The sequence below is a fragment of the Streptomyces sp. NPDC001709 genome (genome assembly GCF_053596375.1).
This window is the reverse complement of sequence record NZ_JBSFGB010000004.1, coordinates 63321-87215: the sequence shown is the minus strand read 5'-3', so window position 1 is coordinate 87215 and position 23895 is coordinate 63321. Positions and strand designations below refer to the sequence as shown.

The window sequence follows — 23895 nt, the reverse complement described above, 5'->3', positions numbered from 1 at the left end:
GAAACTGTCGAGCAGACCTTAAAGCCATGGACCCGGCGTGTTCGCCCCCTCGAACAACTCGAAGGGGACACGGTCTTGTACCGACCAGTGTGCAGGGACTAGCTTCTCATCGATAGAAAGCGCTTGCTGTCGGTGTTGACGGAGGGACTGACGTGACACGCAAGACGGTGCGTATCGCCATGAACGGCGTGACCGGGCGCATGGGCTACCGCCAGCACCTCGTCCGGTCGATCCTCGCCCTGCGCGAGCGGGGCGGACTCGATCTCGGCGACGGCACCGTGCTGTGGCCGGAGCCGGTCCTGCTCGGCCGCCGCGAGCACGCGCTGCGGGAGATCGCCGAGCGCCACGGCCTGGAACACCTGTCGACGGACGTGGACGCGGTGCTCGCCGACCCGGCCGTCGACATCTACTTCGACTCCCAGGTCACCTCCGCCCGCGAGGCGGCCGTCAAGAAGGCGATCGCCGCCGGAAAACACGTCTACACCGAGAAGCCGACGGCGACGGGACTGGCCGGCGCCCTCGAACTCGCCCGCCTCGCCCACACGAAGGGCGTCAAGCACGGCGTGGTCCAGGACAAGATCTTCCTGCCGGGCCTGCTCAAGCTGAAACGGCTGATCGACGGCGGCTTCTTCGGCCGGATCCTGTCCGTGCGGGGGGAGTTCGGCTACTGGGTGTTCGAGGGCGACTGGCAGCCCGCCCAGCGCCCTTCCTGGAACTACCGCGCCGAGGACGGCGGCGGCATCGTCGTCGACATGTTCCCGCACTGGGAATACGTCCTCCACGAGCTGTTCGGCCGCGTGCGGTCCGTCCAGGCCCTGGCCACCACCCACATCCCGCAGCGCTGGGACGAACGGGGCAAGCCCTACGACGCCACCGCCGACGACGCGGCCTACGGGATCTTCGAGCTGGAGGGCGGCGCGATCGCCCAGATCAACTCCTCCTGGGCGGTCCGGGTCAACCGCGACGAGCTGGTGGAGTTCCAGGTCGACGGCGCCGAGGGCTCGGCGGTGGCGGGGCTCAGGCACTGCCGGGCGCAGCACAGGTCGGCGACCCCCAAGCCGGTCTGGGACCCGGACGTCCCCGCCACGGAGGTCTTCCGCGATCAGTGGCAGGAGGTCCCGGACAACCAGGACTTCGACAACGGCTTCAAGGCCCAGTGGGAGCTGTTCCTCAAGCACGTCTACGCCGACGCGCCGTACCACTGGGACCTGCTGGCCGGCGCCCGCGGCGTCCAGCTCGCCGAACTGGGCCTGAAGTCCTCCGCGGAGGGGCGCCGCATCGACGTACCGGAGATCGCCCTGTGACCATCCGACTTCCGGGCGCTGACGGCCGCTTGAGGACGTACGAGCCCCGCACCGAACCACTGCTGTTGTCGCCGGGCACCCCCTTCACCTCCCGTACGGTCTTCTCGGCGGCGCACGTGGTCGCCGACCCGTTCGCGGACGTCTCGCCCGACGCACCCGCCGCCGTCGACTGGGACGCCACCCTCGCCTTCCGCCGCCACCTGTGGTCCCACGGACTCGGCGTCGCCGAGGCGATGGACACCGCCCAGCGCGGCATGGGCCTGGACTGGGCGGGCGCGGCCGAGCTGATCCGCCGTAGCGCGGCCGAGGCGCGGTCGGCCGGTGGCCGTATCGCCTGCGGGGTCGGCACCGACCAGATCACGCGCGGCTCCCTCGTGGAGATCCGCGCCGCGTACGAGGAACAGCTCGCGGTGGCGGAGGAGTCGGGCGCCCAGGCCATCCTCATGGCGTCCCGGGCCCTGGCCGCCACGGCTCAGGGCCCCGAGGACTACCTGGAGACCTACGGCCGTCTGCTGCGCCAGTGCGCCGAGCCGGTGATCCTGCACTGGCTGGGCCCGATGTTCGACCCGGCGCTGGAGGGCTACTGGGGCTCGGCCGACCTCGACGCGGCGACGGAGGTGTTCCTGGAGGTCATCGCCGCGCACCCGGAGAAGGTGGACGGCATCAAGGTGTCGTTGCTGGACGCGCGGCGGGAGGTCGACCTGCGCCGCCGGCTGCCTCGCGGGGTCCGCTGCTACACCGGAGACGACTTCCACTACCCCGAGCTGATCGCGGGCGACGACCAGGGCTTCAGCCACGCCCTGCTCGGCGTCTTCGACCCGCTGGGCCCACTGGCGGCGGAGGCGGTACGAGCCCTGGACACGGGCGACGCGGCCGCCTTCCGGGGACTGCTGGACCCGACGGTCGACCTGTCCCGCCACCTCTTCCAGACCCCGACCCGCTTCTACAAGACGGGCGTGGTCTTCCTGGCCTGGCTGGCGGGTCACCAGTCGCACTTCACGATGGTCGGCGGCCTCCAGTCGGCCCGCTCCCTCCCGCACCTGGCTCGAGCCTACGAACTCGCCGACGAACTGGGCCTGTTCCCGGACCCGAAACTCGCCGAGGAACGGATGAAGAACCTGCTGTCGCTGTACGGGGTGAACCAATGACGGTGGACTTGGCGCGCTTCAGTATCAACCAGATGACCGTGAAGCAGCTGTCGCTGCCCGAACTGGCCTATGCCTGCGGCCAGTTGGGCGTCACCCAGGTGGGCCTGTGGCGCGAGCCGGTGCGGGCGTACGGTGTCGAGGCGACGGCGAAACTGATCCGCGACGCGGGCCTGACGGTGACGACCCTGTGCCGGGGCGGCTTCTTCACGGCGATCGACCCGGTGGAGCGGGCCGAGGCGCTCGGCGACAACCATGCGGCGATCGACGAGGCCGCCACCCTCGGTACCGACACCCTGGTCCTCGTCTCGGGCGGCCTGCCCGCCGGCAGCAAGGACCTGCACGGAGCCCGCGAGCGCATCGCCGACGCCCTCGCCGTCCTCGCCCCGTACGCCGCCGAGCGCGGCGTCCGCCTGGCCATCGAGCCCCTGCACCCCATGTACGCGGCCGACCGCTGCGTGGTCTCGACGCTGGCCCAGGCCCTGGACCTCGCCGAACGCTTCCCCGCGCACCAGGTCGGGGTGACGGTGGACACGTACCACGTCTGGTGGGACGACCAGGCTCCCGGGCAGATCGCCAGGGCGGGCGCGGGCGGCCGTGTCCACGCCTTCCAGTTGGCCGACTGGACGACTCCGTTGCCGGAGGGCGTGATGACCGGCCGTGGCCAGCTCGGCGACGGCGCGATCGACATGCGCGAGTGGCGGCGCCACGTGGAGGCGGCCGGCTACACGGGCCCGATCGAGGTCGAACTCTTCAACGACGATCTATGGGCCAGGGACGGCCGGGAGGTGCTGGCGGAGACGGCGGCGCGGTTCGTGGAGCAGGTGATCCGCCAGTAGTTGACGTGATGCGGGTCGCGGAGAGCAGGGGCGCACGGCTCGGTCGGGGAACGCCGGGCCCGGTCAGATCGTCATGTTCATCGTGCAACAGAAGTTGATGGGGGCCGCCGCGGCCGCGCTCGTGCTGGGTGCCGTCCTGACGGCCTGCTCCGGCGGCCGGGACACCCTGGACTACCAGACGGACTACGCGAACCACCGCCCGCTGCGGGTGACGGGCCATCCCAGCGTGGGCAGTCTCGAAACGGTCCAGAAGGTCGTCTGGCGGCTCGCCGACGGGGACACCGACGGCCTCGCCGCGCTGCACACGGAGGGCGGCGACGCGAAGCCCGCGGCCCGCGCCTGGATCAAGGCCTACGGCAACGCGGCCCGCGCCGAGGTGACCGCCGACTTCCTGGACGAGGGTTCCGTACGCCAGGACGTGGTCCTGCACTTCACCGGCCTGCACCGGACGCAGGAACTCACGGTGCGGATCGGGAAGGACGACACCTGGGGGATTGCCCTCTCCGATCCGGAACCCCGCCTCGACGCGCCGGCGTCCGAGACCGCCGGTTGAGATCGACGACGTCACGCGGTGTGTTTGTGGATGACGCTGAGACATTGATGCTCACGATGAGGCATGTGGTCGCCTCGACCCGGCGGGAAGAACACCGCACAGACGTCGGCAGGCCGGGTAAGGATGCTGGACTGCTCTCCGAACGTCAGGCGATCGTTGACGTCGTGGCGGCAACCTACTGCGTCAAGGCCGGCGATCAGGTCCTCACGGAGAACTGTGGACGGGTAGGACTCGGAGTCCGGCAGGACCAGTGGCGGCAACTTCGTCGTTGACCCCGGCGAGAGCCTGATCCAGATTCCGCTCACGAGGCGCTGGGTAGTGACCAGCTCCAGCCCATCCCAGGCATAGGGGTAGCCATTGATGTCCGGCCCCTTCATCCGAATGGCAGGGTGCGGGCGCCCCGGGCCGAGGAGAGCCTCGGCCTCGGACAGCGGCATGCCGCAGTGCAGGGGGCCGATCCGGCCGGTCCGAGCGAAGTCGACGAGCAGGTTCATCAAGGTCACGACGCTGACTGTGGCACCTCCCGCACTGGCCCACACCTGGATAATGCTCGCGGATCTGGGCGCTCCAGTCGACCATGCGGACGTGCGCCGTCCCGGTCCTGGACCCTCGCGGCAGGTCCGGTACACCGGCTCGACGGCGTTCAGGCCGACGTCGTCCACGACCTCCGCGAACGACGGCACCACGGCGCGGAACGCCGGGTCCCCTACGCGCGGCCCGACCGGGATCGGCATGCCGCGTCGCACGCCGACACCCCGTCCCCGTGCCCCAACTGGGCGAGGGCATCGGGCAGATGACGATTGAGGACGCCCGCCCTTTTCATGGGCTGTCCATCTCCTCCGCCGTCGGATACGACTCCTGCGCGCCCCGCTTCGTGACGGCCGCCGCGCCGACCCGGGCCGCGTAACCCGCCGCCTCCGCCAGGGAGGCACCCGCCCCCAGCCGCCAGGCCAGCGCGGCCGTGAAGGCGTCCCCGGCGCCGGTCGTGTCCACCGCGTCGACCTTCACCGACGGCACGGAAGAGACGCCGTCGGAGTCGGCCACCAGCGCCCCCTGCGCGCCCAGCGTCACCACCACCGAGCGCGGGCCCTTGGCCAGCAGCAGTCGTGCCCAGTCCGCCGGGTCCTCGCTCACACAGGCCTCGCCGAGGATCACCCGGGCCTCGTGCTCGTTGACGATCAGCGGATCGCAGGCGGCCAGCACCTCCGTGGGCAGGGGCCGTGGCGGGGACGGGTTCAGCACGAAGCGGCTGTCCGGGGACAGGTTCCGTACGACCTCCACGACCGTCTCCAGCGGGACCTCCAGCTGTGCCGACACCACCCGGGAGGCCAGGAACAGGCTGACGGCCGCCCGGATGTCCGCCGGGGTGAGCCGGGCGTTGGCCCCCGGCGACACCACGATGCTGTTGTCCCCGGAGGGGTCCACCGTGATCAGCGCCACGCCGGTCGGCGCCCCGCCCACCAGCACGCCGACCGTGTCGGCACCGGCTGCGCGCAGGGAGTCGAGGAGCAGCCGCCCGTAGGCATCGTCACCGACCCGGGCCAGCAGGGCCGTAGCCGCGCCCAGCCGGGCGGCGGCGACCGCCTGGTTGGCGCCCTTGCCGCCCGGGTGGACGGCCAGATCGCCGCCGAGCACCGTCTCACCGGCGGCCGGCCGCCGTTCGACATCGATCACCAGGTCGGCGTTGGCCGAACCCACGACCAGCAGGTCGTAGCCGTACATCAGTTGACTCCCCGTCGTCAGCCGCTGAAACCGGCCACGTCGTCCTTCGTGACCACCTTCACCGGTACCTTCACCGTCGGCTCCACCTTCTTGCCCTGGACCGCCTCCAGCGCGTTGTCCACGGCGATCCTGCCCAACCGCGTCGGCTGCTGGCGACCGACGCGTACAGCGTGCCCTTCCTCACGGCCGGCAGCTCGCCCGGGGTGCGGTCGAAGGCCGTCCCCCGTCGCTGACAGGCACCAGGGGCCCCTGCGCTGTCACACCCCACCGGTACCGTCGGATCATGGCTCAACAGGCGGGGACCCAGACCGGTGAGCGGCGGCTCGCTGTGCTCGAAGGCGTGCTGGAGAGGATCACGTACGCCAACGAGGAGAACGGCTACACGGTCGCCCGGGTCGACACGGGAAGAGGCGGCGGCGACCTCCTCACGGTCGTCGGCGCGCTGCTCGGTGCCCAGGTCGGTGAATCCCTCCGGATGGAGGGCCGCTGGGGTTCGCACCCCCAGTACGGCAAGCAGTTCCACGTCGAGAACTACACGACCGTCCTGCCCGCCACCGTCCAGGGCATCCGGCGATACCTGGGATCCGGGCTGGTCAAGGGGATCGGGCCGGTCTTCGCCGACCGGATCACACAGCACTTCGGCATGGACACGCTCCGGATCATCGAGGAGGAGCCCAAGCGGCTCATCGAGGTGCCGGGGCTGGGTCCCAAGCGGACCAGGAAGATCGCCGACGCCTGGGAGGAGCAGAAGGCGATCAAGGAGGTCATGCTCTTCCTCCAGACCGTCGAGGTGTCCACGTCGATCGCCGTGCGGATCTACAAGAAGTACGGCGACGCGTCGATCTCCGTCGTCAAGAACCACCCCTACCGCCTCGCCGCCGACGTCTGGGGCATCGGTTTCCTGACCGCCGACAAGATCGCCCAGTCCGTCGGCATCCCGCACGACAGCCCAGAGAGGGTCAAGGCCGGGCTGCAGTACGCCCTGTCGCAGTCCGCCGACCAAGGGCACTGCTTCCTGCCGGAGGAACGGCTGATCTCCGACGCCGTGAAGCTGCTCGCCGTCGACACCGGGCTCGTCATCGAGTGCCTCGCCGAGCTGGCCCGGCCCACGGACGACGACGGCGAACCCGGTGTCGTACGGGAGAAGGTGCCCGGACCGGACGGTGACGCCTCCGAACCCGTCACCGCCGTCTACCTCGTCCCCTTCCACCGCGCCGAACTCTCCCTCTCCTCCCAGCTCCTCCGCCTCCTGCGGACCGGCGAAGACCGGATGCCATCCTTCCGGGACGTCGACTGGAGCAAGGCCCTCACCTGGCTGAGAACACGCACCGGCGCCGATCTCGCCCCGGAGCAGGAAGCCGCCGTCAAGCTCGCGCTCACCGAGAAGGTCGCCGTCCTCACCGGCGGCCCCGGCTGCGGCAAGTCCTTCACGGTTCGCTCGATCGTGGAGCTGGCCCGCGCCAGGCGCGCCAAGGTGCTGCTCGCCGCCCCCACCGGGCGTGCCGCCAAGCGCCTGGCCGAGCTGACCGGCGCCGAGGCCTCCACCGTGCACCGGCTGCTGGAGCTGAAGCCCGGCGGGGACGCGGCGTACGACCGGGACCGGCCGCTCGACGCCGACCTCGTCGTGGTCGACGAAGCCTCGATGCTGGATCTGCTGCTCGCCAACAAGCTCGTCAAGGCCGTACCGCCCGGCGCCCACCTCCTCTTCGTCGGGGACGTCGACCAGTTGCCCAGCGTGGGGGCCGGGGAGGTCCTGCGCGACCTGCTCGCCGACGGCAGTCCCCTCCCCGCCGTCCGGCTCACCCGGGTCTTCCGGCAGGCCCAGCAGTCCGGCGTCGTGACCAACGCGCACCGGATCAACGCCGGACAGCATCCGGTCACCGACGGGATGAAGGACTTCTTCCTCTTCGTGGAGGACGACACGGAGGAGGCCGGGCGGCTCACCGTGGACGTGGCCGCCCGTCGGATTCCGGCCAAGTTCGGGCTCGACCCGCGCCGGGACATCCAGGTCCTGGCCCCCATGCATCGGGGGCCGGCCGGGGCCGGAGCGCTGAACGGCCTGCTCCAGCAGGCCGTCACCCCCGGCCGGCCCGATGTGCCGGAGAAGCGGTTCGGCGGACGGGTCTTCCGGGTCGGCGACAAGGTCACCCAGATTCGCAACAATTACGAGAAAGGGAAGAACGGAGTCTTCAACGGCACCGTGGGCGTCGTCACCTCGCTCGATCCGGTCGACCAGCGTCTGACGGTGCTGACGGACGAGGACGAGGAGGTTCCGTACGAGTTCGACGAACTGGACGAGCTGGCGCACGCGTACGCGGTGACCATTCACCGCTCGCAGGGGAGTGAATATCCCGCCGTGGTGATTCCCGTCACCACCGGGGCATGGATGATGCTCCAGCGGAATCTCCTCTACACGGCGGTCACCCGGGCCAAGCAGCTGGTCGTCCTCGTCGGTTCGCGCAAGGCGATCGGACAGGCGGTGCGCACGGTGTCGGCCGGACGGCGGTGCACGGCCCTCGACTTCAGGCTGGCGACACCCGGGAGACGGCCGGAGGTCACCGGTTCGGACGGGTAGTGGACGGGCACCAGGAAAAATGATCGATCAAACGAGTCGTGAAGGTCACAGAGCACTTCCAGATGCCGTTCGGAGGGGGCAGGATGAGCAGGTTGGCGGCACTGAGTGCCGCCAATAGGCCCAATGGTCGACCCCGAGTGCACTCTCCTGAGCCAAATGGGGGATGGTAGAGACAGTCAGGGCACCTCGAAGATGAGGCACTACGTCGGTGAGGGAAGACGTGAGCGACAACTCTGTAGTACTGCGGTACGGCGACGGCGAGTACACCTACCCGGTGGTCGACAGCACCGTCGGCGACAAGGGCTTCGACATCGGGAAGCTCCGCGCCCAGACCGGGCTGGTGACTCTGGACAGCGGTTACGGCAACACGGCCGCCTATAAATCCGCTGTCACCTACCTCGACGGCGAGGCGGGCATCCTCCGCTACCGCGGCTACCCCATCGAGCAGCTGGCCGAGCGCTCCACCTTCCTCGAGGTGGCGTACCTGCTGATCAACGGCGAGCTGCCCACCGTCGACGAGCTCTCGGCGTTCAAGAACGACATCACGCGGCACACCCTGCTGCATGAGGACGTCAAGAACTTCTACAAGGGCTTCCCGCGGGACGCCCACCCGATGGCCATGCTGTCCTCGGTCGTCTCCGCGCTGTCCACCTTCTACCAGGACAGCCACAACCCGCACGACGAGAAGCAGCGCGACCTCTCCACGATCCGGCTGCTCGCGAAGCTGCCGACGATCGCGGCGTACGCGTACAAGAAGTCGATCGGCCACCCGTTCGTCTACCCGCGCAACGACCTCGGCTACGTCGAGAACTTCCTGCGCATGACCTTCTCGGTGCCGGCACAGGAGTTCGAGCTGGACCCGGTCGTCGTGGCCGCGCTGGACAAGCTGCTCATCCTGCACGCCGACCACGAGCAGAACTGCTCGACCTCCACGGTCCGCCTGGTCGGCTCCTCGCAGGCCAACATGTTCGCGTCGATCTCGGCCGGCATCAGCGCCCTGTGGGGCCCGCTGCACGGCGGCGCCAACCAGTCCGTGCTGGAGATGCTCGAGGGCATCCGCGACTCCGGCTCCGACGTCGACACCTTCATCCGCAAGGTGAAGAACAAGGAGGACGGCGTCCGTCTGATGGGCTTCGGCCACCGGGTCTACAAGAACTTCGACCCCCGCGCCAAGATCATCAAGGCCGCCGCGCACGATGTGCTCTCCGCGCTGGGCAAGGAGGACGAGCTCCTCGACATCGCCCTGAAGCTGGAGGAGCACGCGCTGTCCGACGACTACTTCGTCGAGCGCAAGCTGTACCCGAACGTCGACTTCTACACCGGTCTGATCTACCGGGCCATGGGCTTCCCGACCGAGATGTTCACGGTCCTGTTCGCCCTCGGCCGCCTGCCGGGCTGGATCGCCCAGTGGACCGAAATGATCAAGGAGCCGGGCTCCCGCATCGGCCGCCCGCGCCAGATCTACACGGGTGTCGTCGAGCGCGACTTCGTCCCGGTCGAGGAGCGCTGACACCTGCCGGTGGGGGTGCCGGGTGACTGGTGCCCCTCGTTGGGCTGTGCCGTTCGGAGGCGCTCGCCCAAGAGCTCGATGGTCAAGGAGCGTGGGCGGCTGCCGGTCCGTTGCGGTTGGTCGCGCAGTTCCCCGCGCCCCTTGGGGCGCTGCACTGAGCGAGCTCCAGAAGTTGAGCGAAAGCAGAAGGCGCCCTGAGTCGCCGGTCCCCCCACGGGCCGACGACCAGGGCGCCTTCCCATGTCCCGGTGCGGATTCCCCCCACGGGATCCGGCCGGGCGCTCGGAGAGGACAGCGCCTGAATCGCTGTCTGTGAGCAGAATGAGCAAAACTCGTCCTGCTCCAGTGATGCGGTGCGGTCTGCCGGGACAGCGCACGCTGGGATGGCCGCTCAAAGCTTCCCGGCGCGCGTGCCCCGGCAACGCATCTCTGAGGAAGTCCCCCAAGACATCCCCAGATGCCAGTCAGCGCCCCCCAAGACGCTGGTCTGACATCGCCAACTTAGACCTTCGAACCCCTTCGATGGTTACGTTCGCATCACTGTGATCTGCGTCTCTTGCATATGTCCTATAGGTGCGCAAGAGCCCCGATGCTGCGATCGGGGACCAAGCGTAAGGATGATGCGCGAGCCTTGTGAAGAGCTTATGTGAGGCTCGCGCCGGACTCTAGAGGGTCTCTTACTTCTGTGCGGGTGAACCGCCGGTAACCCCGCGGGACTTCAGTGGAAGCGGCGCAGCCGCAGGCTGTTGGTCACCACGAAGACGGAGGAGAAGGCCATCGCCGCGCCGGCGATCATCGGGTTGAGCAGCCCCGCGGCGGCCAGCGGCAGCGCGGCCACGTTGTAGCCGAACGCCCAGACCAGGTTCCCCTTGATCGTGGCCAGCGTCCGCCGCGACAGCCGGATGGCGTCGGCGGCCACGCGCAGGTCCCCGCGCACCAGCGTCAGATCGCCCGCCTCGATCGCCGCATCCGTGCCGGTGCCCATGGCGAGCCCCAGGTCGGCGGTGGCGAGCGCGGCCGCGTCGTTCACGCCGTCGCCGACCATGGCCACGGCCCGCCCCTCGCGCTGCAGCCGCCGTACGACGTCCACCTTGTCCTCGGGGAGCACCTCGGCGAACACGTCCCCGGCGTCGATGCCCACGGTGCGCGCGACCGCCTCGGCGACCGTGCGGTTGTCCCCGGTGAGCAGCACCGGCCGGAGGCCCAGCGCACGCAGCTCCCGGACCGCCTCGGCGCTGGTCTCCTTGATCGCGTCGGCCACGGCGAGGACCCCACGGGCCCGTCCGTCCCAGCCGGCCACGACGGCCGTACGGCCCTGCTGCTCGGCCTCGCGTGCCGCGCGGGCCAGCTCCTGTGGCAGCTCGTCGTACAGGCGCCCCACGGCCACCTCACGCCCGTCCACGCGCCCGCGTACGCCCCGCCCGGGGACATTCTCGAAGCGCTCGACCGGCGGCAATGCTCCGGCGCGTTCCTCGGCGCCGACGGCGATCGCGCGGGCGACCGGGTGTTCGGAGGCGTGCTCCAGGGCGCCCGCGAGGCGCAGCAGCTCCTTCTCGTCCTCGCCGTCGGCGACGTACACCGCCTGGAGCGTCATCCGGCCGGTGGTGACGGTGCCGGTCTTGTCGAGGACGACCGTGTCGACGCGGCGCGTGGACTCCAGTACCTCGGGGCCCTTGATGAGGATGCCGAGCTGGGCGCCGCGCCCGGTGCCGACCATCAGCGCGGTCGGCGTGGCGAGGCCCAGCGCGCAGGGGCAGGCGATGATCAGGACGGCGACGGCGGCCGTGAACGCGGCGACCGTGTCACCGGTGACGCCCAGCCAGACGCCGAAGGTGCCGAGCGCGATGAGGATGACCACCGGGACGAACACCGCGGAGATCCGGTCGGCGAGCCGCTGCACCTCGGCCTTGCCGTTCTGCGCGTCCTCCACGAGCCGCGCCATCCGCGCGAGCTGGGTGTCGGCGCCGACCCGGGTCGCCTCGACGACCAGCCGGCCGCCCGCGTTGACCGTGGCGCCGGTGACCCGGTCGCCGGGTCCGACGTCGACCGGCACCGACTCGCCGGTCAGCATGGACGCGTCCACCGCGGAGACGCCCTCGACCACCGTGCCGTCGGTGGCGATCTTCTCGCCGGGCCGTACGACGAACCGGTCGCCGACGGCCAGGGACGACACGGGCACCCGTACCTCACGGCCCTCCCGCAGCACGGCCACGTCCTTGGCGCCCAGCTCCATCAGTGCCTTCAGGGCCGCACCCGCGCGCCGCTTGGAGCGGGCCTCCAGGTAGCGGCCGAGCAGGATCAGCGCGACGACCCCGGCGGCGACCTCCAGGTAGATGGTGGAGGCGCCGTCCATGCGCGAGACCGTGAAGCGGAACGCGTCGTGCATGCCCGTCATGCCCGCGTCACCGAAGAACAACGCCCACAGCGACCAGCCGAACGCGGCCAGCGTGCCGACCGAGACCAGCGTGTCCATGGTGGCGGCGCCGTGCCGGGCGTTGGTCCAGGCGGCCCGGTGGAAGGGCGCGCCGCCCCAGGCGACGACGGGTGCGGCGAGGGTCAGGGAGAGCCACTGCCAGTTGTCGAACTGCAGCGCCGGGATCATCGCGAGCAGGACCACCGGCGCGGCGAGCAGCGCGGAGACGAGCAGGCGGTGCCGCAGGGTGCCGAGTTCGGGGTCCTGCTCGGGGGTCTCGGCGGCCGCCTCGGGTTCGGGCTCCGGCGGCGCGGGCTCCTCCGCGGTGTAGCCCGTCTTCTCCACGGTGGCGATCAGGTCGTCCACCCGGACGCCCGCGCCGAAGGCGATCTTCGCCTTCTCGGTGGCGAAGTTGACGGTGGCGCTGACGCCCTCCATCCGGTTGAGCTTCTTCTCCACCCGGGCGGCGCAGGAGGCGCAGGTCATCCCGCCGATCAGCAGCTCGACCTCGGAGGTGCTGCCTATGGCGGTCGGGTTCTCTGCGGTGGTGCTGGTCATGTCCGGACTCCAGACATCGGACCGGACCGCACGGATCCAGTATCAGCTGGTCGGCGCGGCCCGGTCGGGGAAGGGTTTCGGGTCCCGGGCGCGGGGCCGGGGCCGGTCGTACGGGCTCTTCGGCCTGGTCGTACGAGCCCTGCGCTCTCAGGCCCGGCCGGCCAGCTCGAAGCCGGCCTCGTCCACGGCGGCGCGCACCGCCTCGTCGTCCAGCGGGGCCTCGGAGACCACGGTCACCTCGCCGGTGGACGCGACGGCCTTCACCGAGCTGACGCCGGGGATCTGGGAGATCTCGCCGGAGACGGAGCCTTCGCAGTGGCCACAGCTCATGCCGGTCACCTTGTAGACGGTGGTGACGGAGCCCGGGGTGTCGGTGTGGGCGGTCATGTCGTTACTCCTCGTCGAGGCACATGTGGGGCACATGGGGCCCACGTGGGGTGCCCCATGCTCCGTACAGTATACCCCTAGGGGGTATTTCTCCAAGAGGGATCACGGCGAGCCAGCGACCGCACCCAACCGACCCCGGCCAGGCCCACCAGGGTGAGCCCGCCGACCGAGAACAGCGTGAACAGGTGCTCCTGCCCGGCGCTCGGCCGGACGAGGTACCCCAGCGCGAACAGCTCGCTCTCCAGGCCGCTGCCGGTCAGCCGGGCGGCCATCCAGATCGCGAGGCCGTGGGTGGAGTCCCACAGCGCGTGCAGCAGGGAGACGCCCAGATACGTGCCGACGACCGGCGCGGCGAGACGGACGTGTCCGTTCAGGCGGCGCCGGGACAGCAGGACGCCACCGGCGATCGCGGTCCACAGCCCGTGCCCGAAGGGGGCGAGCACCCCGCGCAGGATCTCCGTCTCCAGCAGGTCGCGCAGGGAGACGCCCTCGGCGGAGACGGTCGCGTCGAAGGCGTACCCGGCGCTCTCCAGCGCCGCGAAACCGAACCCGACGGCCGCGCCGAGCACGAGTCCGGCGCGCAGCCCGCGAAGGTGCGGCTGCCGGCGCAGCACGAACACCAGAGCCGCGAGCTTGGCCGCCTCCTCGGTCAGTCCGACGCCGGCGAACCGCCCCAGGGAGGGGTGCAGCAGGTGCGACTCCATCAGCGAGGCGCCGAGCACCCCGAGGGTGCCACCGGCCAGGAAGCAGCCGAGGATCGCGCTGACGCCCAGGTCCCGGCCGTGCGCCTCGTACGCCCACAGCACGAAGACGACCGGTACGAGAAAGCTGCCGAGCAGCATCAGCGTCGGCAGCGGTGTGCTGTTCCGCGTCTCGTACGTGACCCACGCGGTCAGCGCCCACAGGGCGAGCCCGCCGCCCAGGCAGCGCCGCCACAGGCCCGCGGCGATGCGGGGGTACGGCGGTGGCGGCTGCTGGGGGCCGGGGATGCGGGCCTTGGGCGTGCCGGGAGGTGGGGAGTGGCTCACGAGGGTCCCCTCGGACAGCGGCGGGCTTGCGGGTGATTTATCCGCACTCTAGGCAGATGTTCCGGGCGTCGCAGTCCGGGTGACTCCCAGGGGTCGGCCGCGGCTGCCCCGGGCCCGCGCGCTCGGCGCCCCCGTGGGCGAGGACCAGCTCCAGGCCCGACTTGTAGATGCCGGGGCAGACCTGCGCCGTGCGGGTGACGCCGGCCGGGGCGGCGCCGGGCATGCTCGGTGTCGCAGCGCGGGCGTGTGAGGCCGGCACTTCCAGGGGAGGGTGAGAGCCATGAGAGCCGTGGTGTTCGAGCAGTTCGGTGAGCCGGCCGAGATACGGGACGTACCCGAACCGGAACCCGCGGAGCACGGTGTGGTCGTCCGCGTGGAGGCCACCGGCCTCTGCCGGAGCGACTGGCACGGCTGGATGGGCCACGACCCCGACATCACGCTGCCCCACGTACCCGGGCATGAACTCGCCGGTGTGGTGGAGTCGGTGGGCTCCCGGGTGGCCGGCTGGCGCCCCGGCGACAGAGTCACCGTGCCGTTCGTCTGCGCCTGCGGCACCTGCCTGGCCTGCGCGGCGGGCGACCAGCAGGTGTGTGAACGCCAGACCCAGCCGGGCTTCCACCACTGGGGCTCCTTCGCCGAGTACGTGGCGCTCGACCACGCCGACGTCAACCTGGTCGCGATCCCGGACGACATGGCGTACGCCACCGCCGCCGGCCTCGGCTGCCGCTTCGCCACCGCGTTCCGTGCGGTGGTGCAGCAGGGCCGGGTGGCGGCGGGGGAGTGGGTCGCGGTGCACGGGTGCGGCGGGGTCGGTCTGTCGGCGGTGATGATCGCGGCGGCCTGCGGGGCGCGCGTGGTCGCCGTCGACGTGTCACCCCAGGCCCTCGACCTGGCACGGAAGTTCGGCGCCGCCGAGTGCCTGGACGCGACCGGTGTGGCCGACCCGGCCGCCGCCGTCCGCGAGCTGACCGGCGGCGGCGCCCACCTCTCCCTGGACGCGCTCGGCTCGCCCGTCACCTGTGCGGCCTCCGTGAACGGCCTGCGCCGCCGGGGCAGGCACGTCCAGGTGGGCCTGCTGCCGTCGGCCGACGGCACCACCCCCGTCCCGCTGGCCCGCGCCATAGCCCTGGAGCTCGAACTCCTCGGCAGCCACGGCATGGCGGCCCACGCCTATCCCGGCATGCTCCGGCTGGTCCGCGCCGGGGTCCTGAGCCCCGAGCTCCTGGTGAGATCCACCATCACGCTCGACGCGGCACCGGCGGCCCTCGCGGCGATGGGCGAGGAGCCGGGGGCCGGGGTCACGGTCATCGAGCCGTGGAGCCTCGGGCGGCCCACTCCCGGTCCAGGACCGACATGATCACCTCGTCGGCCCACTCGCCGTCCGGCTGCCGCTGAGCCTCCCGCCGGACTCCCTCGACCACGAACCCCACCTTCTCGTAGACGTGCAGGGCCCGGCGGTTGTGGGCGTAGGCCCCCAACTCGATGCGGTGCAGGCCGAGTTCCTCGAAGCCGTGGGCGACGATCAGCCGGGTCGCCTCGGTGCCGATGCCGCGACCGCGGCCCCGGGGGCCGATCGCGGTGCGGAAGACGCAGCTGCGGGCGGCGGGGTCGTACTCGAACAGGACGACCTCGCCCAGCACTTCACCGGTCGCCGGGTCGGTGACGGCCAGGTCGAGACGGTCGGGGGCGGTGGCCCGGGAGCCGTACCAGGACCGCACCCGCTCCAGGGTCAGCTCGGTGGACGGATCGTAGGTGAAGCGGACGACCTCGGGGTCCTCGATGATGTCCCACATGACGTCGGCATCGGCCTCGGTGAAAGGGCGCAGCACGGTCTTCCGGCCGGTCAGGGTGGGTTTGACGGAGAAGCTCATGGAACGACTGTGCCCCACCCGGCAGGTGGGGCACAGCCGATTTACGGCGGGGACCAGGAGATCACTTGCGGCCGCGGTTGCCGGGCCGGGAGGCGACCCAGGCGCGGACGGTGTCGGCGTACCAGTACGGCTTGCCGCCCTCCACGTGGTCGGGCGGGGGCAGCAGTCCGTGCTTGCGGTAGGAGCGCACGGTGTCCGGCTGCACCTTGATGTGCGCCGCGATCTCCTTGTAGGACCAGAGCCTTTGGTCGGTCATGAGTTGCACCTCCCTGCGCGCGCCACAGCGGCGACCTGGGGGCGGTCGTCGGGGGAGCCGGGCGCGACGCTGGCGATCACCAAGCCTGCGACGGGTTAACGACACAGAGTGATCGGAGGACAGCGGCTGTCGGCACGCTGTGACACAACACCCCCGTACACGGGACATCCGTGACGCGGACGGGGCGTTTGTGACACAGCCGCCGCACCAGGCTCCTACGCCCCGCAGGACCGGAGAAACGCCCGAGTCCGCCGAGCGATGGGCAACGGCGCGTCCGGCGCACAGGGATACATGTCCTGCTCCACGATCCCGAACAACTCGATCCCCAACCGCTGCGCGGCATCCAGCACCGGACCCAACTCCGGCACCCCACGCGGCGGTTCACACATCACCCCCTGGGCCACGGCGGGCCCGAACGGCGTCCCCTTGGCCCGTACGTCCGCCAGGACCTCCGGATCGACCTGCTTGAGGTGCAGATACCCGATCCGCTCCCCGTACGTCTCGATCAACCGCACGCTGTCCCCGCCGCAGTACGCGTAGTGCCCGGTGTCCAGGCACAGCGACACCAGGTCGGAGTCGGTGCCGTCGAGGAAACGGGTGACGTTCTCCTCGCTGTCGATGTGGGTGTCCGCATGCGGGTGGACGACGATCGTCAGCCCGTACCGCTCCCGCACCTCCCGGCCGAGCCGCTCGGTCAGCGAGGTCAGGTTCCGCCACTGCCCGGCGGTCAGCGTGTCGGGTTCGAGTACCTCACCCGTCTTGTCGTCCCGCCAGAAGGACGGGATGACGACGAGGTGCCGGGCGCCCATCGCCTGGGTCAGGGCGGCGATGTCGGCGACGTGCGCCCACGTCTCGTCCCACACCGCCTCCCCGTGGTGCAGGCCGGTGAAGACCGTGCCGGCCGACACCTTCAGGCCGCGCCGCGCGGTCTCCTCGGCGAGCACCGCGGGGTCGCTGGGCAGGTAGCCGTAGGGGCCCAGTTCGATCCACTCGTAGCCGGAGTCGGCCACCTCGTCGAGGAACCGCTGCCAGGGCACCTGCCGGGGGTCGTCGGGGAACCACACGCCCCAGGAGTCGGGCGCCGATCCGATCCGGATACGGGACAGTGAGGAGGAGGGCGACAACGACGTCATGGGCGCCAGCGTGCGGTTGCCCGGAAAGCGGTGTCAAGAGCTGGTCCGAATGTCTGGACAAAACATTGACAGGGTTCGCCGTGCGGGACTAGAAAGCCGGGGAGAGCCATGACGAAGGGAAGCCGATGGCCTACGACCTGATCACCATGGGGCGGATCGGAGTTGACCTCTACCCGCTGCAGACCGGTGTCCCGCTCGCCCAGGTGTCGTCCTTCGGCAAGTTCCTCGGCGGGTCGGCGACGAACGTCGCGGTCGCCGCGGCCCGGCTCGGCCGGCACGCCGCCGTGATCACCCGTACGGGCGATGACCCGTTCGGCGTCTATCTGTGCGAGGCGCTGCGCGGGTTCGGCGTCGACGACCGCTGGGTCACCCCGGTCCCCGGACTGCCGACCCCGGTCACCTTCTGCGAGGTCTTCCCGCCGGACGACTTCCCGCTCTACTTCTACCGGCAGCCCAAGGCGCCCGACCTGGAGATCGACGCCCATGAGCTCGATCTCGACGCGATCCGTGACGCCCGTGTCTTCTGGATGACCGGCACCGGCCTGAGCGAGGAGCCCAGCCGTACGGCGACCCTGGCCGCCCTCGCCCACCGGGCCAAGTCCGGCACCACCGTCTTCGACCTCGACTGGCGTCCGATGTTCTGGAAGGACCTCGCTGCGGCCCGCCCCTTCTACGCCGAGGCCCTGAAGCACGCGACGGTCGCCGTCGGCAACCTGGACGAGGTCGAGGTCGCCACCGGTGTGCGCGAGCCGCATGCGGCCGCCCGCGCGCTGCTCGCCTCCGGGGTCGAGATCGCCGTGGTCAAGCAGGGACCCAAGGGTGTCCTCGCCGTGAGCCGGGACGGCGACTCGGCCGAAGTCCCGCCCCTGCCCGTCAAGGTCCTCAACGGCCTCGGCGCCGGAGACGCCTTCGGCGGCTCCCTCTGCCACGGCCTGCTGGCAGGCTGGGACCTGGAGACGATCACGCGGCACGCCAACGCGGCCGGCGCCATCGTCGCCTCCCGCCTGGAGTGTTCCTCCGCGATGCCCACCCCGGACGAGGTGGCCGCCGCGCTCGAGGCCGGAGCGGTGCTGTGAGGGCCGGCCGGGTCACAGGCACCCACACCGAGGGCGGGGCAGGCCCCGACACCACCGAACGCCCCCACCACGAGGGCGCCGCAGAGACCGGCTCCGAAGCCGGCGCGGCTTCCCGTCGTGAGGGTGTGGGGGGTGCCGGCTCCGAAGCCGGTGCGGCTCCCGGCCGTGAGGGCGCCGCAGGCACCGGCCCCGACACCGCTGTGGCCCCCCGCCAGGGTGCCGCAGAGGCCGGTTCCGAAGTCGGCGCGGCCCCCGGCCGTGAGGGCGCCGGGGGTGCCGGCTCCGAAGCCGGTGCGGCTCCCGGCCGCGAGGGTGTCGCAGGCACCGGTCCCGAGACCACCGCGGCTCCCCGCCGCGAAGGCGCCGCAGGCCCCCCGTGGCCCCGTGTCGATGTTGCCGAGCTTGTTCGGATTCGTACCCGGCATCCCGAGGCCATCGCCGAGGCCGCCGTTCGTCGGGCGCGGCGCCCGTTGCTGGACGACAAGGGGCGGCTGATGATCGTCGCCGCCGACCACCCCGCCCGGGGCGCCCTCGGTGTCGGCGACCGCAGGCTGGCCATGGCCAACCGTGCCGACCTGTTGGAACGGCTGTGTCTGGCGCTGTCCCGGCCCGGCGTCGACGGTGTCCTCGCCACTGCCGACATCCTGGACGACCTGCTGCTGCTCGGTGCCCTCGACCACAAGGTGGTCATGGGCTCCATGAACCGGGGCGGGCTGCAGGGAGCCAGCTTCGAGCTGGACGACCGCTTCACCGGCCACCGCCCCGAGGACCTCCAGCGGCTCGGCTTCGACGCGGGCAAACTGCTGCTGCGCATCGACTACGACGACCCCGGCTCCCTGACCACCCTGGAGTCCACGGCCCGCGCCATCGACGACATGGCCGCGCGCCGGCTGCCCGTCTTCGTCGAGCCGTTCATCAGCCGCCGCACCCCCGAGGGCAGGGTGAAGAACGACCTGTCCGCCGAGGCGGTCACCCGGTCCATCGCCATCGCCTCCGGCCTCGGCGGCTCCTCCGCCTACACCTGGCTGAAGGTGCCGGTCACCGAGAACCCCGACGACATGGCCCGGGTCATGGCGACCTCGACGCTGCCGGCCGTGCTGCTCGGCGGTGACATCGGCGACTCGCCCGAGGACCAGGTCGCCGCCTTCGAGAAGTGGCGGGGGGCGCTCCAACTCCCCACCGTACGCGGCCTGGTGGTCGGCCGCTCGCTGCTGTACCCGGCGGACGGCGATGTGGCCGCCGCCGTGGACACCGCCGTAGGACTGCTGTGAGGGCCGCATGACCAGCACCGACCTGCATCTGCCCAGGGGCGCCACCGCGAACGCCCAGTACGCCGTCGACATCGACCCCAAGTTGGCCGGCTGGACGCACAGCAGTCTGCGTGTGGTCGAGTTGCCGCCGGATGGCACGCATATGTTCACCACCGGGGACAGTGAGTGGATCGTGCTTCCGCTGGAAGGCGGATGTACCGTACAAAATGAGTCCGCATCAACTGAGAAGAGCGAGTTCCAACTCCTGGGCCGGGAAAGCGTGTTCGCGGACGTCTCCGACTTCGCGTACGTTCCCCGGGACGCCCGGGTCCAGATCGCCTCCGGCGCGGGAGGCCGCTTCGCCCTGGCAGGAGCGAAGTGCGAGCGACGACTCCCCGCCCGCTACGGCCCCGCGCCGGAGGTCCCCGTCGAGCAGCGCGGCAGCGGCAACTGCGCCCGCAGGGTGCGCAATTTCGCCTCCGCGGACTCCTTCGACTGCGACAAGCTGATCGCCGTCGAGGTGATCACCCCGGGCGGCAACTGGTCGTCGTACCCGCCGCACAAGCACGACGAGCACCGGCCGGGCGAGGAGTCCGAGCTGGAGGAGATCTACTACTTCGAGATCGACGGCCCGAACGGACTCGGCTACCAGCGTGTGTTCCCCTCCCGCGAGGGCGGCGCGGACGTGCTCGCCGAGGTCCGCTGCGGTGACGCCGTCCTCGTCCCCGACGGCTGGCACGGGCCGTCCATCGCCCAGCCCGGGCATGACATGTACTACCTGAACGTCATGGCGGGCCCGGGCGGGACCCGGGAGTGGCGGATCTGCTTCCACCCCGATCACGTAGAAAGCACAGGGGGCTACCGATGACGACGACCCGGCTGACCGTCGCGCAGGCGCTGGTCCGCTTCCTCGCCGCCCAGTACACCGAACGTGACGGCGAGCGGCAGCGGCTGATCGGCGCCACCTGGGGCATCTTCGGCCACGGCAATGTCGCGGGGCTCGGCCAGGCGCTGATCGAGTACGCGGAGGCGATGCCGTACCACCAGGGCCGCAACGAGCAGTCCATGGTGCACGCGGCCGTCGGCTACGCCCGCCAGTCCAACCGGCTGTCCACGCACGCGGTGACGACGTCGATCGGCCCGGGCGCGACCAATCTGGTCACGGGCGCGGCCCTGGCCACCATCAACCACCTCCCGGTCCTGCTCCTGCCCGGCGACGTCTTCGCCACCCGGCCCGCCGACCCGGTCCTGCAGCAGCTGGAGGTGCCGTACGCGGGCGATGTGTCGGTCAACGACACCCTGCGCCCGGTGTCGAAGTACTTCGACCGCGTCACCCGCCCGGAAGCCCTCATTCCGTCGGCTCTTCAGGCCATGCGGGTCCTCACCGACCCCGTGGAGACCGGCGCGGTCACCCTCGCGCTGCCGCAGGACGTGCAGGCGGAGGCCTTCGACTGGCCGGAGGAGTTCTTCGCCGAGCGGGTGTGGACGGTACGACGGCCGGGCGCGGACCCGACCGAGCTGGCCGAGGCCGTGACGGCGATCCGGGCCGCCCGGCGCCCCCTCGTCATCGCGGGCGGCGGAGTCCACCACAGCCGTGCCGAGGCGGCCCTCGCCGAGTTTGCGGCGGCCACCCGCATCCCGGTCGCCTCCACCCAGGCGGGCAAGGGCTCGCTGCGCCACGACCACCCGCAGGACGTCGGCGGGGTCGGCCACACCGGCACCGCGACCGCCGACGAGCTGGCCCGCACGGCCGACCTGGTGATCGGCGTCGGCACCCGCTACACCGACTTCACCACGGCCTCCGGCACCCTCTTCGCGGGCCCGGACGTCCGCTTCCTCAACCTCAACATCGCCCCCTTCGACGGCCACAAGCTCTCCGGGCTCCCGCTGGTCGCCGACGCCCGCAGCGGCCTGGGCGAGCTGACCGAGGCGCTGGTGATGCACGGCCACACGGTGGCGGATTCGTACGTCGCCGAGTACAGCGAGGACAAGGAGCGCTGGGAACAGCGCGTCGACGCCTGCTTCGAGGCCGGGGAGATCGACGTACGGCCGACCCAGCCGCAGGTCATCGGGGCCCTGGACGCCCTGGTGGACGAGTCGGACATCATCATCAACGCGGCCGGCTCGCTCCCCGGCGATCTGCACAAGCTGTGGCGGGCCCGGTCGGTGGACCAGTACCACCTGGAGTACGGCTACTCCTGCATGGGCTACGAGATCCCGGCCGCGCTCGGCGTGAAGCTCGCCGCGCCCGAGCGGAACGTGTGGGCGCTGGTCGGCGACGGCACGTACCTGATGATGCCGACGGAGATCGTGACGGCCGTGCAGGAGGGCGTCGCGATCAAGATCCTGCTGGTGCAGAACCACGGGTACGCGTCCATCGGCGGCCTCTCGGAGTCGGTGGGCGGCGAGCGGTTCGGCACCGCCTATCGCTTCCAGGCCGGGGACGGGACGTTCACCGGCGCCCCGCTGCCCGTCGACCTCGCCGCCAACGCGGCCAGCCTGGGTATGCGGGTACTGCGCGCGAAGACCGTAGGGGAGCTGCGCGAGGCGCTCGCCGAGGCGCGGGCCGCCGACACTCCCACATGTGTCTACGTGGAGACCGAAACGTCCGACACTGTGTCGGGCGCGCCTCCGGCGCAGGCCTGGTGGGATGTTCCTGTGGCCGAGACCGCGACCCGACCGTCCGCGGTCAAGGCACGTGAGCTGTACGAACGGCACGTCTCGACCCGACGCCGCCATCTGTAGTAAGGAGTCTCTGGGCATGACGAAGATCGTCAACCACTGGATCGGCGGGAAGACCGTCGAAGGCGCGTCGGGCACGTACGGGCCGGTCACCGACCCGGCGACCGGCGCGGTCACCACGAAGGTCGCGTTCGCGTCGGTGGAGGAGGTGGACGCGGCCGTCGCGGCCGCCAAGGACGCCTTCACCACCTGGGGCCAGTCCTCGCTGGCCCAGCGGACCACCATCCTCTTCAGGTTCCGGGCGCTGCTCGACGCGCACCGCGACGAGATCGCCGAGCTGATCACCGCCGAGCACGGCAAGGTGCACTCCGACGCGCTCGGCGAGGTCGCGCGCGGCCTGGAGATCGTCGACCTGGCCTGCGGCATCAACGTCCAGCTGAAGGGCGAGCTGTCCACGCAGGTCGCCAGCCGCGTCGACGTGGCCGCGATCCGCCAGCCGCTCGGTGTCGTCGCCGGCATCACGCCGTTCAACTTCCCGGCGATGGTCCCGATGTGGATGTTCCCGATCGCCATCGCGTGCGGCAACACGTTCGTGCTGAAGCCGAGCGAGAAGGACCCGTCGGCGTCGATCCGGATCGCCGAGCTGCTCTCCGAGGCCGGTCTCCCGGACGGCGTCTTCAACGTCGTGCACGGCGACAAGGTGGCGGTGGACCGGCTGCTGGAGCACCCCGACGTCAAGGCGGTGTCGTTCGTCGGCTCGACCCCGATCGCCCGCTACATCCACACCACGGCCTCCGCGAGCGGCAAGCGTGTGCAGGCCCTGGGCGGCGCCAAGAACCACATGCTGGTCCTGCCGGACGCCGACCTGGACGCGGCCGCCGACGCCGCCGTGAGCGCGGCCTACGGCTCCGCGGGCGAGCGCTGCATGGCGATCTCGGCCGTCGTCGCGGTCGGCGCGATCGGCGACACGCTGGTGGAGAAGATCCGCGAGCGCGCCGAGAAGATCAAGATCGGTCCCGGCAACGACCCGGCGTCCGAGATGGGCCCGCTGATCACCGCTGCCCACCGCGACAAGGTCGCCTCGTATGTGTCGGGTGCCGCCGCCGAGGGCGCCGAGGTGGTGCTCGACGGCACCGGATACACCGTCGAGGGCTTCGAGGACGGCCACTGGATCGGCATCTCGCTGCTCGACAAGGTGCCGACCAGCGCCAAGGCGTACCAGGACGAGATCTTCGGCCCGGTGCTGTGCGTGCTGCGCGCGGAGACCTACGACGAGGGTGTGGCGCTCATCAACGCGTCCCCCTTCGGCAACGGCACCGCGATCTTCACCCGGGACGGCGGCGCGGCCCGCCGCTTCCAGCTGGAGATCGAGGCCGGCATGGTCGGCGTCAACGTCCCGATCCCGGTCCCCGTCGGCTACCACTCCTTCGGCGGCTGGAAGGACTCGCTCTTCGGCGACCACCACATCTACGGCAACGACGGCACGCACTTCTACACCCGCGGCAAGGTCGTCACCACCCGCTGGCCCGACCCGGCCGACGCCCCGGCGGGCGTGGACCTGGGCTTCCCGCGCAACCACTGAGCCGTAGCAGC

The 23895-nt window shown here is 71.0% G+C and carries 21 protein-coding genes and 2 pseudogenes; 12 read left to right on the top strand and 11 right to left on the bottom strand.

From position 1 onward, the window contains the following. Positions 1-152: 152 nt before the first annotated feature. The 4 genes from ACWC0C_RS07545 to ACWC0C_RS07530 all read left to right on the top strand — a co-directional run bounded on the left by ACWC0C_RS07545 (position 153) and on the right by ACWC0C_RS07530 (position 3841). Positions 153-1304 carry a Gfo/Idh/MocA family protein gene (locus tag ACWC0C_RS07545; protein WP_450862380.1) on the top strand — a complete coding sequence of 384 codons (1152 nt, stop codon included), beginning with the start codon at positions 153-155 and terminating at the stop codon, positions 1302-1304. Beyond that, on the top strand, positions 1301-2452 hold the full coding sequence (locus tag ACWC0C_RS07540) for a dihydrodipicolinate synthase family protein (RefSeq protein ID WP_450862379.1): 1152 nt from the start codon (positions 1301-1303) through the stop codon (positions 2450-2452). Before ACWC0C_RS07545 ends, ACWC0C_RS07540 begins: the two co-directional genes overlap by 4 nt. Beyond that, complete coding sequence (locus ACWC0C_RS07535) at positions 2449-3288, top strand: sugar phosphate isomerase/epimerase family protein (RefSeq protein WP_450862377.1); 840 nt, start codon at positions 2449-2451, stop codon at positions 3286-3288. Before ACWC0C_RS07540 ends, ACWC0C_RS07535 begins: the two co-directional genes overlap by 4 nt. Before the next feature lie 82 nt (positions 3289-3370). Then, positions 3371-3841, top strand: a complete 471-nt coding sequence (locus ACWC0C_RS07530; RefSeq protein ID WP_450862376.1) for a hypothetical protein — start codon at positions 3371-3373, stop codon at positions 3839-3841. Between the two features lie 11 nt (positions 3842-3852). Here the strand turns inward: ACWC0C_RS07530 and ACWC0C_RS07525 are convergent, their stop codons facing one another. The 4 genes and pseudogenes from ACWC0C_RS07525 to ACWC0C_RS07510 all read right to left on the bottom strand — a co-directional run. After that, a complete protein-coding gene (locus tag ACWC0C_RS07525; protein WP_450862713.1) occupies positions 3853-4335 on the bottom strand; it encodes a hypothetical protein in 483 nt (160 codons plus the stop codon). A 162-nt stretch (positions 4336-4497) separates the two neighbouring features. Further along, positions 4498-4664 (bottom strand): annotated as a pseudogene (locus ACWC0C_RS07520) (RbsD/FucU domain-containing protein); the annotation flags it as partial. Then, on the bottom strand, positions 4661-5563 hold the full coding sequence (locus ACWC0C_RS07515; RefSeq protein WP_450862375.1) for a ribokinase: 903 nt from the start codon (positions 5561-5563) through the stop codon (positions 4661-4663). The pseudogene ACWC0C_RS07520 and the gene ACWC0C_RS07515, both read right to left, overlap by 4 nt. A 17-nt stretch (positions 5564-5580) precedes the next feature. Beyond that, a pseudogene (locus tag ACWC0C_RS07510) lies at positions 5581-5777 on the bottom strand (substrate-binding domain-containing protein); the annotation flags it as partial. A gap of 69 nt (positions 5778-5846) precedes the next feature. Here ACWC0C_RS07510 and recD2 point away from each other — a divergent pair. After that, positions 5847-8138, top strand: coding sequence for an SF1B family DNA helicase RecD2 (recD2, locus tag ACWC0C_RS07505; RefSeq protein WP_450862374.1), 2292 nt, complete (start codon positions 5847-5849; stop codon positions 8136-8138). A 220-nt stretch (positions 8139-8358) separates the two neighbouring features. Beyond that, positions 8359-9648: a citrate synthase gene (locus ACWC0C_RS07500; RefSeq protein WP_449195269.1), complete on the top strand. Its 1290-nt coding sequence runs from the start codon at positions 8359-8361 to the stop codon at positions 9646-9648. Between the two features lie 718 nt (positions 9649-10366). On the opposite strand, the gene ACWC0C_RS07495 is transcribed toward ACWC0C_RS07500, so the two are convergent. The 4 genes from ACWC0C_RS07495 to ACWC0C_RS07480 all read right to left on the bottom strand — a co-directional run bounded on the left by ACWC0C_RS07495 (position 10367) and on the right by ACWC0C_RS07480 (position 14257). After that, positions 10367-12619, bottom strand: coding sequence for a heavy metal translocating P-type ATPase (locus ACWC0C_RS07495; RefSeq protein ID WP_450862372.1), 2253 nt, complete (start codon positions 12617-12619; stop codon positions 10367-10369). A 147-nt stretch (positions 12620-12766) separates the two neighbouring features. After that, positions 12767-13006: a heavy-metal-associated domain-containing protein gene (locus tag ACWC0C_RS07490; protein ID WP_450862370.1), complete on the bottom strand. Its 240-nt coding sequence runs from the start codon at positions 13004-13006 to the stop codon at positions 12767-12769. 77 nt (positions 13007-13083) lie between these two features. After that, positions 13084-14034, bottom strand: coding sequence for a PrsW family intramembrane metalloprotease (locus ACWC0C_RS07485; protein ID WP_450862368.1), 951 nt, complete (start codon positions 14032-14034; stop codon positions 13084-13086). Between the two features lie 37 nt (positions 14035-14071). After that, complete coding sequence (locus ACWC0C_RS07480; protein WP_450862366.1) at positions 14072-14257, bottom strand: hypothetical protein; 186 nt, start codon at positions 14255-14257, stop codon at positions 14072-14074. Between the two features lie 57 nt (positions 14258-14314). On the opposite strand from ACWC0C_RS07480, the gene ACWC0C_RS07475 reads away from it, so the two are divergent. Continuing rightward, entirely contained in the window at positions 14315-15391 is a 1077-nt protein-coding gene (locus ACWC0C_RS07475) for a zinc-dependent alcohol dehydrogenase family protein (protein ID WP_450862364.1), read from the top strand. On the opposite strand, the gene ACWC0C_RS07470 is transcribed toward ACWC0C_RS07475, so the two are convergent. The 3 genes from ACWC0C_RS07470 to ACWC0C_RS07460 form a co-directional block, all read right to left on the bottom strand. Then, positions 15339-15905: a GNAT family N-acetyltransferase gene (locus ACWC0C_RS07470; RefSeq protein ID WP_450862362.1), complete on the bottom strand. Its 567-nt coding sequence runs from the start codon at positions 15903-15905 to the stop codon at positions 15339-15341. The genes ACWC0C_RS07475 and ACWC0C_RS07470 overlap by 53 nt on opposite strands. A 61-nt stretch (positions 15906-15966) precedes the next feature. Continuing rightward, complete coding sequence (locus ACWC0C_RS07465; protein WP_449195263.1) at positions 15967-16161, bottom strand: helix-turn-helix transcriptional regulator; 195 nt, start codon at positions 16159-16161, stop codon at positions 15967-15969. Between the two features lie 215 nt (positions 16162-16376). Next, entirely contained in the window at positions 16377-17294 is a 918-nt protein-coding gene (locus ACWC0C_RS07460; protein ID WP_450862360.1) for a sugar phosphate isomerase/epimerase family protein, read from the bottom strand. Positions 17295-17419: 125 nt separating this feature from the next. Between ACWC0C_RS07460 and iolC the strand changes: the two genes are divergently transcribed. The 5 genes from iolC (at position 17420) to mmsA (ending at position 23884) form a co-directional block, all read left to right on the top strand. Continuing rightward, on the top strand, positions 17420-18370 hold the full coding sequence (gene iolC / locus ACWC0C_RS07455) for a 5-dehydro-2-deoxygluconokinase (protein ID WP_450862359.1): 951 nt from the start codon (positions 17420-17422) through the stop codon (positions 18368-18370). A 410-nt stretch (positions 18371-18780) separates the two neighbouring features. Next, positions 18781-19641 carry a Cgl0159 family (beta/alpha)8-fold protein gene (locus tag ACWC0C_RS07450; RefSeq protein ID WP_449195340.1) on the top strand — a complete coding sequence of 287 codons (861 nt, stop codon included), beginning with the start codon at positions 18781-18783 and terminating at the stop codon, positions 19639-19641. A 7-nt stretch (positions 19642-19648) separates the two neighbouring features. Next, entirely contained in the window at positions 19649-20488 is an 840-nt protein-coding gene (iolB, locus tag ACWC0C_RS07445; protein ID WP_449195260.1) for a 5-deoxy-glucuronate isomerase, read from the top strand. Further along, a complete protein-coding gene (gene iolD, locus ACWC0C_RS07440; RefSeq protein WP_450862357.1) occupies positions 20485-22365 on the top strand; it encodes a 3D-(3,5/4)-trihydroxycyclohexane-1,2-dione acylhydrolase (decyclizing) in 1881 nt (626 codons plus the stop codon). Before iolB ends, iolD begins: the two co-directional genes overlap by 4 nt. A 16-nt stretch (positions 22366-22381) precedes the next feature. Further along, on the top strand, positions 22382-23884 hold the full coding sequence (gene mmsA / locus ACWC0C_RS07435; RefSeq protein ID WP_449195258.1) for a CoA-acylating methylmalonate-semialdehyde dehydrogenase: 1503 nt from the start codon (positions 22382-22384) through the stop codon (positions 23882-23884). Positions 23885-23895: the final 11 nt, after the last annotated feature.

Excerpts from the sequence above, each read along its gene's own strand:
- ACWC0C_RS07480 (WP_450862366.1), bottom strand. The coding sequence starts at position 14,257 with ATGCCCGGCGCCGCCCCGGCCGGCGTCACCCGCACGGCGCAGGTCTGC.
- ACWC0C_RS07535 (WP_450862377.1), top strand. The coding sequence starts at position 2,449 with ATGACGGTGGACTTGGCGCGCTTCAGTATCAACCAGATGACCGTGAAG.
- ACWC0C_RS07525 (WP_450862713.1), bottom strand. The coding sequence starts at position 4,335 with ATGAACCTGCTCGTCGACTTCGCTCGGACCGGCCGGATCGGCCCCCTG.
- iolC (WP_450862359.1), top strand. The coding sequence starts at position 17,420 with ATGGCCTACGACCTGATCACCATGGGGCGGATCGGAGTTGACCTCTAC.
- ACWC0C_RS07460 (WP_450862360.1), bottom strand. The coding sequence starts at position 17,294 with ATGACGTCGTTGTCGCCCTCCTCCTCACTGTCCCGTATCCGGATCGGA.
- ACWC0C_RS07490 (WP_450862370.1), bottom strand. The coding sequence starts at position 13,006 with ATGACCGCCCACACCGACACCCCGGGCTCCGTCACCACCGTCTACAAG.
- ACWC0C_RS07495 (WP_450862372.1), bottom strand. The coding sequence starts at position 12,619 with ATGACCAGCACCACCGCAGAGAACCCGACCGCCATAGGCAGCACCTCC.
- ACWC0C_RS07515 (WP_450862375.1), bottom strand. The coding sequence starts at position 5,563 with ATGTACGGCTACGACCTGCTGGTCGTGGGTTCGGCCAACGCCGACCTG.
- ACWC0C_RS07475 (WP_450862364.1), top strand. The coding sequence starts at position 14,315 with ATGAGAGCCGTGGTGTTCGAGCAGTTCGGTGAGCCGGCCGAGATACGG.
- iolD (WP_450862357.1), top strand. The coding sequence starts at position 20,485 with ATGACGACGACCCGGCTGACCGTCGCGCAGGCGCTGGTCCGCTTCCTC.
- iolB (WP_449195260.1), top strand. The coding sequence starts at position 19,649 with ATGACCAGCACCGACCTGCATCTGCCCAGGGGCGCCACCGCGAACGCC.
- mmsA (WP_449195258.1), top strand. The coding sequence starts at position 22,382 with ATGACGAAGATCGTCAACCACTGGATCGGCGGGAAGACCGTCGAAGGC.
- recD2 (WP_450862374.1), top strand. The coding sequence starts at position 5,847 with ATGGCTCAACAGGCGGGGACCCAGACCGGTGAGCGGCGGCTCGCTGTG.
- ACWC0C_RS07470 (WP_450862362.1), bottom strand. The coding sequence starts at position 15,905 with ATGAGCTTCTCCGTCAAACCCACCCTGACCGGCCGGAAGACCGTGCTG.
- ACWC0C_RS07465 (WP_449195263.1), bottom strand. The coding sequence starts at position 16,161 with ATGACCGACCAAAGGCTCTGGTCCTACAAGGAGATCGCGGCGCACATC.